Here is a 13,865-nt window from a genome sequence, read left to right as displayed (position 1 = left end):
GCAGCGACGTGCGAGCTTCGAGGCACCTTGCACCGTCTCGCAGAAAGAACCGTGCACGCAGCGCCACGCTGGCACGATTTGCGACCTGGGATTACACCGGCGATGCCATCGCAGCCGACAAAGGCGGCGTTCGGCCGTATCGCACGTCGCTGCTTTTTGTGCAAAACGACTGCATTTTCGTGCATCCGGGCAAAACACGCTGCAAAGCCCGAACTCCTTCCCCCTTTGGGCTGTTATATGGAACACTGCCGGCTCAAAGGTAACCGTTCGGTAAACTCGGTGAAGATTGGGGATTCTCACGGGGGTAAAGCGGGAGAATCTACCATGATTGACGAACTATCAACCAATACGTAACGCTTGCGCATCCGTAGGGGATGCACCGAAAGGCACCTCATGCTGCAACTGCTCAATATATGCAAGTCGTACACGACGGCCGACTTCACGCAAACCGCGCTCGACAACGTGTCGGTTTCGTTCCGCGACAACGAGTTCGTGGCCATCCTGGGCCCCTCGGGCTCGGGCAAGACGACGCTGCTCAACATCGTGGGCGGCCTCGACCACTACGACTCGGGCAACCTCATCATCGACGGCATCTCCACCGAACAATATAAAGATAAGGATTGGGACGCCTACCGCAACAACCGCATCGGCTTCGTGTTCCAAAGCTACAACCTCATCCCTCACCAGACGGTGCTGTCCAACGTGGAGCTGGCGCTGACGCTGTCGGGCGTGTCGCGCGCCGAGCGGCACGACCGCGCCGTGGCCGCGCTGGAGCAGGTGGGCCTGGGCGACCACATCAACAAGAAGCCCAGCCAGCTGTCCGGCGGCCAGATGCAGCGCGTGGCCATCGCGCGCGCCCTCATCAACGACCCCGAGATCCTGCTGGCCGACGAGCCCACCGGCGCCCTCGACTCCAAGACGAGCGTCCAGATCATGGACCTGCTCACCGAGATCGCGAACGACCGCCTGGTCATCATGGTCACGCACAACCCCGAGCTGGCCGAAGACTACGCCACGCGCATCGTCACGCTCACCGACGGCGTCATCCGCTCCGACACCGACCCCTTCGACCCCACCGTCGAGGACATGCGCGAGAGCGAGAAGCCCGCGCGCCGCACGAAGATGTCGTTCCTCACGGCGCTGTCGCTGTCGTTCAAGAACCTCATGACGAAGAAGGGCCGCACGCTCATGACGGCGTTCGCGGGCTCCATCGGCATCATCGGCATCGCGGCCATCCTGGCGCTGGCCAACGGCGTGAACAACTACATCAAGTCCGTCGAGGAGGAGACGCTGTCGGAGTACCCGCTGCAAATCCAGAGCACCGGCTTCGACATGACGTCCATGATGTTCGGCGCGGCGGACGAAGGCGCGGAAGCCTCGGGCGCCGCCGAGGACAAGGGCGAAGACTCCGTGCACGTCGTGGAGATGGTGTCGAACATGGTGTCGAGCATCGGCTCGAACGACCTGGCGTCGCTCAAGGAATACCTCGACAGCGGCGAGAGCGACATCGACCAGTACACGAGCGCCATCGAGTACACCTACAGCGTGGCGCCGCAGATATTCAGCGCCGACACCGAGAAGCTGCGCCAGGTCAACCCCGACAAATCGTTCTCCGCGCTGGGCCTGGGCTCCTCCACCAGCTCGAACAGCCTCATGTCCATGTCCATGAGCACCGACACGTTCTACGAGATGCCGAGCGACCCCAACCTGTACGAGTACCAGTACGACGTGAAGGCCGGCAGGTGGCCCGAGAACCACAACGAGGTGGTGCTCGTGCTGACGGGCAACGGCGGCATCAGCGACTTCATGCTGTACACGCTGGGCCTGCGCGACTCGGCCGAGCTCGACGACATGGTGAAGAAGTTCGCCGCCGAAGAAGAAGTGACCGCGCCCACCGACATGGAGGACCCCTCCTACGAGGATATCCTGGGCGTCTCGTTCAAGCTGGTCAACGCCGCCGACTACTACGTGCACGACGACGAGTTCAACGTGTGGAAGGACAAGACCGACGACGAAGCGTACATGCGCGAGCTGGTGGAGAACGGCGAGGACATCGAGGTGGTGGGCGTGGTGCAGCCGCGCGACGACGCCACCGCCACCATGCTGAGCTCGGGCATCAACTACCCGGCGACGCTGACCGACTACGTGATCGAGGAAGCCGCCAACAGCGCCATCGTGAAGGACCAGATCGCCCATCCCGACACCAACGTGTTCACGGGCAAGTCCTTCGACGACGAAGACGGCGACGAAGACGGCTTCAGCATGGAATCGCTGTTCACCATCGACGGCGACGCCATCCAGGCTGCGTTCAAGTTCGACGAGAGCGCGCTGACCAGCGGGTTGTCCGGCATGTCGCTCGACCTGTCGGGGCTGTCGCTCGACATGGGCTCGCTGCCGGCGTTCGACGGCTCGGCCATCGCCATCGACCCCACGAGCATCGACATGGGGCAGTACCTCGATTTCAGCGACATCAAGCTCGACCTGGGCGACGTGCAGCCGGACATGGATTCGGCGAAGATGCAGGCGGCCATGAAAGAGATCATGGAGGGCTTCTATCCCTGGTACGCCCAGTGGGAAGGCTTGGATCCCTCCGATCCCAACAACATGCAGAAGGCCGCTCAAGCCTACCTCGAAAGCGAAGAGGTCCAGCAGAAGATCGCCGACGCCATCATGGGCTCCATCAACATGGATCAGGCCACCGAGGCCCTGCAAGCCCAGCTGCAGCAGCAGATCGGCGCGAAGATGCAGCAGGCCGTCCCCGCCATGGCGCAGGCGCTGCAAGGCCAGCTGCAGGCGTCCATCTCGACGGCCATGAGCTCGTACATGCAAAACGTGCTGGGCGCGTACATGCAGCAGATGCAGGCCGCCATCGAAACGCAGGTGTCCGCCGCCATGCAGCAGTCCATGAGCCAGATCGCGGCGAACATGTCCAACGCCATGAGCATCGACGAGTCCGCGTTCCAGAACGCCTTCCAGATGAACATGAGCGAGGAAGAGCTCGGCGAGCTGATGATGTCGCTCATGAACACCGAGGACACCTCGTACGACAACAACCTCAAGAAGCTGGGCTACGCCGACCCCGCCAAGCCGGGCGGCATCGACATCTACCCCATCGACTTCGAGAGCAAGGAAAAGGTCATCGAGATCCTCGACGGCTACAACGACCGCATGACCGCCGACGGCCAGGAAGACAAGGTCATCACGTACACCGACTTCGTGGGCACGCTCATGTCCTCGGTCACCGACATCGTGAACATGATCAGCTACGTGCTGGTGGCGTTCGTGGCCATCTCGCTCGTGGTGTCGTCCATCATGATCGGCGTCATCACGTACATCAGCGTGCTCGAGCGCAAGAAGGAGATCGGCATCCTGCGCTCCATCGGCGCCAGCAAGGGCGACATCAGCCGCGTGTTCAACGCCGAGACGATCATCGTGGGCTTCACGGCCGGCGTCATCGGCATCGGCCTGACCGCGCTGGCCTGCATACCCGCCAACGCCATCGTCTACTCGCTGTTCGACGTGGCGAACGTGGCCTCGCTGCCGTGGCAGGCGGCCGTCATCCTGATCGCCATCAGCGTGTTCCTCACGTTCCTGGCCGGCCTCATCCCCTCGAGCGCCGCCAGCCGCAAAGACCCCGTGGAGGCCCTCCGCAGCGAGTAGGCCATCGCCGCGTCGACCGCACCCGCGCCGCCCCGGCACACCGAAGGGCCCGCAGCTCGCACCTGAGCCGCGGGCCCTTCTTCAAGGGAGGGGAAGAATCGTCGTCGGTCGTCTAGAGGCCGGCCACCGTCTTGCCGGCGAGGCGGCCGAAGGTGATCGTGCGCCCGCACGCGATGCCGGGCAGCAGCTCGGGATAGTTGTTCGCGAAGAACCCGCCCGAGTCGTTCCCCGCCGCGTACAGGCCGGGAATGGGGTCGTGGTTCCCGTCGAGCACCTGCAAGTCGGTGTTCACGCGCAGGCCGTCGAGCGTGCACAGCAGCTGGCCGCCGATGGTGGCCGCGCGGAACGGAGGCGTGTCGAGCGGCAGCATGCGATAGCCCTCTTTGCCGAAGTCCTCGTCGACGCCTTTCTCGCACAGCTCGTTGTAGCGCTCGACGCTTTCGACGAACGCCTTGGCGGGAATCTGCAGCTTCTCGGCCAGGCCTTCCAGCGTGTCGGACTCCACCACCACGCCCGCCGGGATCAGCGTCTCCTCCATCATGGCCGTTTCGGACTCCACGTTGAAAATCTGCACGTGGCCGCCCGTCGGGCTGGGAACGATGCGCGAGCACGCCAGCGTGTGGAACTGCTCCACCTGCTGCACCCAGTTCGCGTCCCAAATCTCGCAGTACACGCCATCGCGCTCCAGCGAGCCCGCGGCGTACATGAAATCGTACGGAACGCTCTCGTTGCAGAAACGCTCGCCGTCCTTGTTCACCTTGAGGAAGGGCTGGCTGCCGATGTGCGTCATGATGCCCGGCTGCGTGTAGGCGCAACCGCCCTTCGCGCCCGCCGGAACACCGCCGCGGTCGAACACCATCACCGTCGGCTGCTCGTCCATGGCCGCACCCGCCCAGAGAGCCGCGCGGATGCCGTCTCCGTTGTTCGACTCGCCCGGTGCCTCGAGCGCGGTGCAGTGATCCACCGCCATCTTGTTCTTGGCCGTCATCATGTCGACGTTGCTGCAATATCCGCCCGTCGCGATGATCACGCCCTTCGACGCGTTGACGCGCACATAGCCTTCCTTCGACTCCGCGAGCACGCCGCTCACGCGCCCCGTTCCGCCGTCCTCGCGCTCCAGCTGCTTCATCGCCGTCGAAACGCGCACGTCCACGCCCAGCTCTTCGACCTTCTTCGCCACGAAGTCGAGGCTCTTCAGCTTCTCGTCGTCGTTCTGCACGTTGTGCTGCATCGCGAACGTCTGGTACGCGCCGTGGTCTTCGGCGCCGACGTCCGTTTCCAGGAACACGTACGCGTTCGGGTCCTGCTCGCGCACCACCGCGTCGAGCCAGTCGACCGTCTCGCCGGAATGATCGGCCCACAGGCGGATGAGCCGCTGGTCGCAGCGATGGGACGCGTAGAAGCACAGCTGCTCGATCACCTCGTGCTTGTCGATTTCGACGCCCTTCTCCTGTTGCATCGACGAGCCCAGCGCGCCGATCCACTCGCGGCAGTTGGCGCCCACCTGCGGCGTTTTCTCCAGCAGCACCACCCGCGCGCCCTCTTCGGCGGCCGCGGCGGCGGCGAACAACCCGGCGTTGCCCCCGCCGATCACCACGACGTCCGTCTCCACGGTTTCGACGACATCCGACGCGGCAACCTCTTCGGGCGCGCCCAGCCAATCGGCTCCGGCGTTCGACTCGGCCGCATCGGCGTCGGCCGTCTTCTGCTGCGGCGAGCACCCTGCAAGCCCCGCCGTCGCCACGCCCGCGGTTGCCAGCGCGCCCAAACCGAGAAAGCTCCGACGGCTCAATGTTCCCTTCGACTTCATACCCATCCTCCTTCTTCCACGACGCACGCCCTCTTGCGGGGCCTTCGCCAACCAACGGAACCAGCATGAGGCCGTGCGCGCACGGGCACATCGCGGCTGCTGGGGGATTTCGCCCTGCGCAGGGCCCGTTCGCTATCCTAAAAAAGAGGGGAATTTGCCCTCGCACCCCCTCTCACCGGGGGTTCGATATGGTACAAAGACATGAGTTGCGGAGGGGAGGGGGCAACGGCACATGGCAAGCGTCAGCACGTTCTTGAAGGACATGAGCGAGTGCATCGACGCGCGTCTTCTGGGCGCGTCGGCATCGTTCGGCTCGTATGCGCTCGGGCTGGGGGCGCTCGCTTGCGTCCCGTCGCCGTCGGGCGGGCTCGAAGATGCCGCGCGCTCGGCGCTGCCGCTTGCCGCGCTCGTCGGCCTCGCCCTCTGCTTCGCAGCCAGCCGCCGGGACGCGAGCTTCCCCCGCCGCGCATGGCTGTGGGCGGCGAGCGCCGCGATGACCCTGTGCGCGCTCGCCCTGTTCCTCGCCGGCGGTGCGCTGGCGGAAACGGCGGCGTCGTGCGTCGCCTGGGCGGCGCTCCCCTTCTGCCTGACGGCGCTCGTCCGACGCTTCGGCGCGCTGCCGCTTCGCCGGCGGATCGCCATGAGCGCCGCGTCGGTCATCTGCGCCCTCGGCGGCCTGCTCGTGCTCGCGCTGCTCGCCGCGCCGGTCGCGTTCGCGGTCATGGCCGCCCTGCCCCTCGCCGCCACCGCCTGCCTGCCCGAGCCGTCCGAGCTTCCCGGCTGCGAGGACGCCGAACGGCCCGACGCGGCCGGCCCGCAGGCCAATCCGGTTCGCTTCGCGCCGTCGTTCCTGGTCACCGCGCTCACCTACAGCGTGCTCGCGTCGTTAGCGGCCGGCATCGAGATGCCGGACGGCGGCGCGCTCGGCTTGCCCGCCCGCGCCGCCGCGCTCTCGATCGCAGGCATCGTGCTGCTGTCGCTGCACAAGGGACGCAAGGGGTTCGTGGAAGACTCCAACTCGGCGTACAAGCCCGTGCCGCCGCTCATGGCGCTCGGCCTGGTGCTGATCGCCTGGGCGCCCGAGCCGTTTGCCCTGTGGGGAGCCGCTCTCGTCGCGGCCGGGTTCAGCGTGTTCTTCGTCTACTACTGGATCATCATCGGCAACCACATCCAGAAGTTCTCGTGGAACGCCGCGCAAGCGGCGGCTTGGGCGTGCGCACCGCTGTTCGCGGGCCTTGCCGCAGGGCACCTGCTTTCCGGCGGCATCTTCGCCGTGACGGAGAGCCCGCTGCAAACCACGGCGGTGCTGGGCCTGTTCCTGCTCGCGCTCGTCCTGTGGGCGGTCGCGAAGGGCGACCTGTTCGCGAACGAGCCGGGAGACGCCGCGAACGTGTTCAAGCTCGAACCGCCGACGCCCGCCGCGCTCGCCCACGAGGACGAGGCCGCGCTCGCAGCGTTCGCGCAGCGCTACGGCATCTCGAAGCGCGAGCAAGACGTGGTGCGCCTCCTGTCGAAGGGACGCAACGTCCCCTTCATCTGCGACGAGCTGTTCATCGCCAAGAGCACCGTCCAAACCCACATCAAGCACATCTACGCGAAGACCGGCGCCACGAACCGCCAAGAACTCCTCGACGTCATCGAAGCGGCCAGGTGATCGAGCGCCCACATTGTGGACGTTGTGCGAATCGGGAAACTGGTTCGATTACCCCCTTGCGCGGCGTTCGCGTTGGGGGTATTATTCTTATTGAGATTGATTCTCATTAAGAGGGCACAGACGAAAACGTAAGACGAGAAGGAGATTGTCCCATGAAGGTACGTTCCGAGATCCCCACCGCTGAGAACACCACGAACATGGACGGCTTCGGCACCTGCGAAGTCGGCACCACGCTCGACAACCTGAAGGCCGCCATCGGTGGCGAGACCGGCGCCTCTGCCAAGTACGCCGCGTTCGCCAAGGCCGCCAAGGAGCAGGGCTACGACCAGATCGCCCGCCTGTTCGAGGCCACTTCGGCCGCCGAGCAGATCCACATCGGCCTCGAGTACGCGCTCGTCGCCGAGATGGAGCCGGGCTTCGAGAAGCCGGCCGCCCCTGAGGCCGAGGGCGTGCAGACCGACCTGAACCTCATCATGGGCGCGCAGGGCGAGATCTTCGAGACCTCCGACATGTACCCGGCGTTCATCAAGGTCGCCCAGGAAGAGGGCAACACCAAGGCCGTGCAGGTGTTCACCCGCGCCAAGCTGGCCGAGTCCGTGCACGCCGAGCGCTACCTGGCGGCGTACAACGACATCGACGCTCCGGACGACGACGCGTTCTACCTGTGCCCCATCTGCGGCTACATCCACAAGGGCGAGAACTTCGAGAAGTGCCCCATCTGCTTCTGCCCGAAGGCCTCCTTCCGCGCGTTCTAAGCCAGACCTCTCTTTTCGATCAGGAAACGGCCGCCCCTCGGGCGGTCGTTTCTGCGTTCGGGGCCGCACGCCCTCCGAATGTTTCACGTGAAACATGTGTACTGGTTGCCCGTTCGACACATGACCCCCGACGATTCCCCGATCGCCCCCCTTCGTTCGTGCGATACCCGGGGGCGGGTTGCGCTATCATGGGGGCTCACGCGAAAGAAGGCTCACATGGAACAGGAACGGAATCAGGACCGGCAGGCGCCCATCTCCCCCACGATCGACGGCATCCTCGCGCACAATCGCGGGTTCGTCGAGCGCCGCGAGTTCGAGCGCTACGCCACCGACAAGTACCCCGACAAGAAGCTGGCCATCGTGTCGTGCATGGACACGCGCCTCACCGCGCTGCTGCTGGCGGCGCTCGGGCTGAAGAACGGCGACGCGAAAATCATCAAGGTGGCCGGCGCCGAAGTGGCACACCCCTTCGGCAGCGTCATGCGCTCGCTGCTGATCGCCGTGTGCGAGCTGGGCGTGGAAGACGTCATGATCGTGGCGCACACGAACTGCGGCGCGCAGCACATGAGCGGCAAGGAGATGGTGGCGAACATGGAGCGCCTCGGCGTGTCGGCCGAGCGCATCGAGTTCGCGCGGCACTGCGGCATCGACTTCGACAAATGGCTGGCCGGCTTCGGCGACACCGAGGAGGCCGTGCGCAGGAGCGTCGACATGGTGACGAACCACCCCGTCATGCCGCCGCACGTGCGCGTGGCCGGCTTCATCATGGACTCCGACACCGGCGCCCTCACCCAGGTGGATTGCTAGGCGCGAGGCGCTAGGCGGCGGGCATCCCCTCTTCCACCAGGTCCATGAGCTCTTCGCGCGAATGCACGTCGAGCTTCTGGTACACGTGGCGGATGTGGGTGCGGGCCGTCTCCTTGCTGACGACGAACGTGTCGGCGATGCGCTGCGCCGACCGCCCGCGCGCAAGCGCCACCAGCACATCCTGCTCGCGCGGCGTGAGGCCGCCCCGCTCCACCAGCTGCGCGATGCGCGCGGCGAACGCGTCCTCGCCCGCGTCGGAGGAATCGCCCGCGCACGCGTCCTCCACCGAGCGTCCTGTAAGGATGGGCGTGAACTCGAACACAAACAGCGCCAGCAGGATGACGGCCAGCATGAGGTCGTACGCCAGCAGGGGCATGTCCGTCCCCACCACCGCCTGCCCGAGGCGGGTCGAGAGGTTGTTCGGCACGAGGAACAGCAGCCACCCGACCGAGAACAGGCGCACGGGCGACATAGTCTTCGCCGGCGTCGAGAACATCGTCCACACGTACGCGAAGATGAGCACGCGCGACACCGTCATGAGGCCGATGTTCATCGATGACCACGCAGACGAGAGCACCGCCGACAGGTACAGCGACACCGACAGCAGCGCCAGGATGGTGGATCGGTAGAACCCCATGTTGTTGCCGCGCAGAAAACGCGCGCCCAGCACGATGACGAGCGACGCGACGGCCATGCCCGCATCCACCGCGAGGCTCGATGACGCGGCGTTCACCACCACGCCGGCCGCCTGCTCCACCGAGCCCGACCCGCCCACCTGGATGCCGCCCATGACCACGGCGTACAGCGCGATCGTCGCGAACGACAGCCACACGGGTACCACGCCGCGATACTCCTCGATCGTCCGCTCCGCGCGCTCGACCTGCGCCTCGCGCGCGGCGAGCACCAGCAGCGCCGGCGATGCCGCGCACAGCAGCAGCACGGCCCCCACCAGCCCCACGTCCACCAGCACCTTCGACAGCAGGTCGAACGCCACCACGAACAGCATCGCCGCCGCCAGGCACAGCGACGAGGCCTTCGCGCCGCGGGGGATCAGCAGGTCGGCCCACCGCACCAGTAAGAGCGCCGCCCCGAAGCCCACCACGAGGCCGCCGATGCGCGCTGCGAACGCGCCCAAGCCCAGGTTCAGCACCTCCGAGAACAGCAGCACGCAGCCGACCACGTTCACGAGGGCGTCGACGGCCAGGAAAGCGGTCGTCTCGATGCAGCGTTGCACGAGCGCGGCGAACACGGCAGCCAGCAGGAACGCCGCCATGATGGTGATGCCGCCGGTCAGCGGGTCGGCGCCCGTCATGATGGCGAACGTGTCGACGGACACGCGGTCGCTGATGCTGGCGCCCTCACCGAACAGCACGAGGCACGCGGCCAGGCCGAAGGCCGCCCGCAAGAACCACCGCTCTTTGATCATCGACAACGCGTCCACAACGCTCCCCCGCCAGCGAGCTGCCCGTACGTTCGACGAGGTCAGTTCATCCCTCATCACCTGCCCGTGAGTATAGCAGAAGAGGGCGCACGAACGGGGCCGCCCCTCGGCGGCCCCGCGTGAACGCAGTCGTGCTTTCAGCGTCATGCTACCCCTGCGCCGGGGCGTCGCCGCCCGCAGGAGCGCCGCCACCCGCCGGTGCCGCGCCGCCCGCCGCGTCGCCTTCGGGATTCGCTTCCTTCCAGGCGGCGTACACCGACTCGTGCTCCGTCACGCTGGAATCGGCCGCGGCCGCCTGCTCGCCGGCCACGCGCCCGAACGTCAGGCACAGCGAATGCGACAGGCCGCACACGATGGTGGGATAGTCGATCGCGAAGCGCATGCCCTGCACGTTGCCCGCCATCCACAGGCCGGGGATGGGATTGCCCCACGCGTCGATGGCCTCGGCCTTCTCGGTGCCCTTCAGGCCGCCCATGGTCAGCATGAACGCCCACTGCCCGCTCGAGCTGTAGAAGTACGGCGGCGTCTCCACCGGCCACAGGCGCTTGGCCTGCTTGCCGAAGTCGGCATCGTAGCCGTCATGCGCGAAGCCGTTGTAGCGATCGAGCGTCTCCTGCAGGGTTGCCGCATCCACGTGGATGCCCTCGGCCAGTTCCTCGACGGTCCACGCGTACTGCATGTTCACGCCCTGCTCGGTCAGCATGGCCTCGATGGTTGCCTTGTCGCCCGTCTCGATGGCCGCGTTCCAGGCGTCGATGTCGCCCGAGAAGCTCATCTGCGCGCCGTGCGTCGGCGACGACCATTTCAGCTGCTCGGGGTACTTCGCATCCGCGATTTGCCAGAACACCGTCTGGGGCTGCTCTTCGGCCAGGTCGGAGAACGATTGGCCCGGGATGTCCTCGTTCGTGAAGCGGCGTCCGTTGATGTCCACCAGCAAGAACGGGTCCGACCCCAGCGAGCCGGGCGTGCCGTGCGCCATGTACGCATGCGGAATGCCCTGCATCATGCCGCCGATCCACATGCCCATGAGATGGCCGTCGCCCACGTTGCCCGTGCTGGGATACACGTTCGTGTCGATGGCCAGCTGCGCCTGCGACGGGCACCACGCCTGCATCATGTCCTCGTTGTGCCCATAGTCGCCCGTGGCCAGGATCACGCCCTTCGTGGCGGTGAACTTGACGTAGCTGCCGTCGGACGCCTCGGCGATCACGCCCTCGACGCGTCCCTCGGTCCCGTTCGGCTGCCCGCCGCGCACCAGCTGGCGGCCGCGATGCTCGTAGAAGAACTCCGCGCCGTGCTCCTTCGCGTACGCCTCAAGCTCGCCGACGGCGCCGGGGAAGCCGCCGTTCATGCCCGCCTCTTCGCCCTCGGGCACGGTGAACTCCTGCTGGTTGCAGAACTGCGGGAACCACTCGCCGTCGACGGGGTCGTACTCCACCTCCATCGGCCAGCGGGGAATCTCGATGCCGTAGCCCTTCGGCTCGAGCATGGTGTTGTACCACCAGTCGAAGTCGGAGCCGGAGCGCTGGCCCCACACGCGGTACAGCCGCTGATCGGTGCGGTTGCCGGCGTAGCGCTGCAGCGCCAGGCACATGTCGTTGATGTCCGACTCGCTGGCCTCCAGGCCGTTCGCCTTCTGGAACGAGGAGTTCACGGTGCCGATGTCCTGGCCGCGCGTCTGATAGGTGCTCAGCGTCTCGATCACGGCCACCGTCGCACCGTTCTCGGCCGCCGTCGCCGCCGCGGCCAAGCCGGCCAGGCCGGCGCCCACCACCACGACGTCGAACGACTTCTCTTCCGCAACGTCGGCGATGGCCTCCGGCACGGCGCACCAGGTCGCCGTCTTCGGCGTGCCCTTCGGAGCGCCGACGGGCAGCTCCACCGTCTGGGCCGCGGAGGCCGTGGAGCCTTCCCCGGCCGACGACGACGCCTGCGGCGAGCAGCCGGCCAGCCCGAAGCCGGCGGCCACGGCGGCCGTCGCGCCGAGGCCCAGGAACGAGCGGCGGTTCATTTCGAATGTTGGAGCCTTCATGGCAGTTCCCCTTCCTTGGTTCGCCGCGCAACGCCCGTCGCGCGGCCCTTCCGTTCGCGTCGCCTGCGCCGGGGCGCTTCTTGCCGAAGCGAAAGGTCCTCAAGGGAGGGAGGGGGAGGTAAGGACCCTTCGCTCCGGCAAGACCGGCGACAGGAAGGAGCCTATCGAGCATGACCGGCCAGGCCATCCTCCAGGAGTGGGGAAACCGCGCGAAATCGTCGGCGCAGCTCTCACCCAGCCTGGAGTACGCGACGCGTCACCCCAGGTGGGAGAGGGGTATCAAGCTGGGGAAACGATTGAGGGTAGCAGCGTCCCTGCCTCTGCTACCCCTTCGGGGTTCTCAGGGAATCGGTCATGTTGTTGAGGGCGGCGTCGCTGAAGCCCTCGCTGTAGGCGCTCGGGATGACCACGGTGCCGCCCGAGCCCTTCACGCTCTCGTACAAGAGGTGCATCGTGCGCAGGCGCAGGGCCACCTCGTTCTCCTCGTACACGTGCGCCGCGTCCACGAGCATGGCCGAGATGTCCTTCTCCACCTCGGCCAGCACCATGCGCGCGTTCTTCTCGCGCTCGGCCTGGGCCTCGGTGGACATGACTTCCTGCAGCTCCTGGGGAATCACGATGTCGCGGATCTCCACCGACAGCACGGTGATGCCCCACAGCGACGTGCGCTCCTCGATGACCTCCTGCAGCTCCTGGTCCAGCTGGTTGCGGCGGATGGCCACCTCCGACACGCTCGCGCGGCCGATGGCGTCGCGCAGCGCGGTCTGCGCCACGAGCGACACGGAGTTGTAGTAGTTCTCCACCTCGAGGCAGGCCTTCTCGGCGTCCCACACCATCCAGAACAGCACGGCATCCACGTTGATGGGCACGAGGTCGCTGGTCAGCGTCTCCTCAGCGCCGAACCCGGTGACCATGATGCGCTGGTCGGCCTTGAGGGCGGTCTGCTCGATGAAGGGGATGGTGAAGTACAGGCCGGGGCCCTTCGAGCGGCTGAACTTGCCGAAGCGCAGCACGACCACGCGCTCCCACTGCATGGCGATGTGGATGGACATCTCGGCCAGGCACGCCAACGCGAAGCCGACGAGCACCACCCATACGGTGAACGCGCCGGCGATCAGGTAGCCTGCGGCGATGGCCAGCACGAGCGCCACCACGAACACGAACGCCGAGAACATGAGCGAGCCGTTCTGCGACGTGCGTCGATCGGTGCGCGAGTTGTACTTCTCGATGGAGAACGGCTTGGCGGCCGGCGCGTCAGTTTGATTCTTTCCTTTGCGATTTTTCATACAAGCCCCGTCTCATGCTCGCGCCGCCTTCCACGTCCTGCTGGACGCGATGGGCGACGTCGATCATCCTCAACATGATTTCATCAAGCGTCATGCCCAAAGCGAGGCACCGCCTGATGCTCTCCTCGATTTCCGTATCGGCGATGGACTGCACGTCGTCGGCAGCCAGCTTCCCGATATCGCGGACGAACACGCCGCGCCCTCGAACCGACTCCACGTACCCGTCGTGCTCGAGGTTGATGTACACCTTGCTCACGGTGTTGTAGTTGATGGCGGCTTCGGCGGCGAGCGTACGGACGCTGGGCAGCTGGTCCCCGGGCTGGTAGTGGCCGGTCTTGATCAAGTAGACGAACCGGTTGCGCAGCTGCACCCACACGGGCAGCCCCGACGACTCGTCTATCTCGAATAATGCCATGCCAC

General features: G+C 66.1%; 9 protein-coding genes. 4 read left to right on the top strand and 5 right to left on the bottom strand.

All coding sequences use genetic code 11. From position 1 onward, the window contains the following. Positions 1-393: 393 nt before the first annotated feature. Positions 394-3,660, top strand: a complete 3,267-nt coding sequence (locus GS424_RS02340) for an ABC transporter ATP-binding protein/permease (protein WP_160941927.1) — start codon at positions 394-396, stop codon at positions 3,658-3,660. A gap of 112 nt (positions 3,661-3,772) precedes the next feature. On the opposite strand, the gene GS424_RS02335 is transcribed toward GS424_RS02340, so the two are convergent. After that, a complete protein-coding gene (locus tag GS424_RS02335) occupies positions 3,773-5,470 on the bottom strand; it encodes an FAD-dependent oxidoreductase (RefSeq protein ID WP_160941928.1) in 1,698 nt (565 codons plus the stop codon). A 232-nt stretch (positions 5,471-5,702) separates the two neighbouring features. Between GS424_RS02335 and GS424_RS02330 the strand changes: the two genes are divergently transcribed. The 3 genes from GS424_RS02330 to GS424_RS02320 all read left to right on the top strand — a co-directional run bounded on the left by GS424_RS02330 (position 5,703) and on the right by GS424_RS02320 (position 8,686). Beyond that, entirely contained in the window at positions 5,703-7,124 is a 1,422-nt protein-coding gene (locus GS424_RS02330) for a response regulator transcription factor (RefSeq protein WP_160941929.1), read from the top strand. A 152-nt stretch (positions 7,125-7,276) separates the two neighbouring features. Beyond that, the gene (gene ngr, locus GS424_RS02325; protein ID WP_160941930.1) at positions 7,277-7,879 is read left to right on the top strand and encodes a nigerythrin; all 603 of its coding nucleotides are present in this window, start codon (positions 7,277-7,279) and stop codon (positions 7,877-7,879) included. 216 nt (positions 7,880-8,095) lie between these two features. Next, positions 8,096-8,686, top strand: a complete 591-nt coding sequence (locus GS424_RS02320; protein ID WP_160941931.1) for a beta-class carbonic anhydrase — start codon at positions 8,096-8,098, stop codon at positions 8,684-8,686. Positions 8,687-8,696: 10 nt separating this feature from the next. Here GS424_RS02320 and GS424_RS02315 read toward each other — a convergent pair whose 3' ends face one another. The 4 genes from GS424_RS02315 to GS424_RS02300 form a co-directional block, all read right to left on the bottom strand. Further along, complete coding sequence (locus GS424_RS02315) at positions 8,697-10,127, bottom strand: response regulator transcription factor (protein WP_160941932.1); 1,431 nt, start codon at positions 10,125-10,127, stop codon at positions 8,697-8,699. A 148-nt stretch (positions 10,128-10,275) separates the two neighbouring features. Continuing rightward, positions 10,276-12,159 carry an FAD-binding protein gene (locus tag GS424_RS02310; RefSeq protein WP_160941933.1) on the bottom strand — a complete coding sequence of 628 codons (1,884 nt, stop codon included), beginning with the start codon at positions 12,157-12,159 and terminating at the stop codon, positions 10,276-10,278. Positions 12,160-12,482: 323 nt separating this feature from the next. Beyond that, positions 12,483-13,445, bottom strand: coding sequence for a slipin family protein (locus GS424_RS02305; RefSeq protein ID WP_160941934.1), 963 nt, complete (start codon positions 13,443-13,445; stop codon positions 12,483-12,485). Continuing rightward, the gene (locus GS424_RS02300) at positions 13,414-13,860 is read right to left on the bottom strand and encodes a GntR family transcriptional regulator (protein WP_114534098.1); all 447 of its coding nucleotides are present in this window, start codon (positions 13,858-13,860) and stop codon (positions 13,414-13,416) included. The genes GS424_RS02305 and GS424_RS02300 overlap by 32 nt, the downstream gene beginning before the upstream one ends. Positions 13,861-13,865: the final 5 nt, after the last annotated feature.

The sequence above is a fragment of the Eggerthella guodeyinii genome, from assembly GCF_009834925.2.
GTDB lineage: Bacteria > Actinomycetota > Coriobacteriia > Coriobacteriales > Eggerthellaceae > Eggerthella > Eggerthella guodeyinii.
Note: the sequence above shows the minus strand (reverse complement) of the source record. Positions and strands in the feature narration are given on the sequence as shown.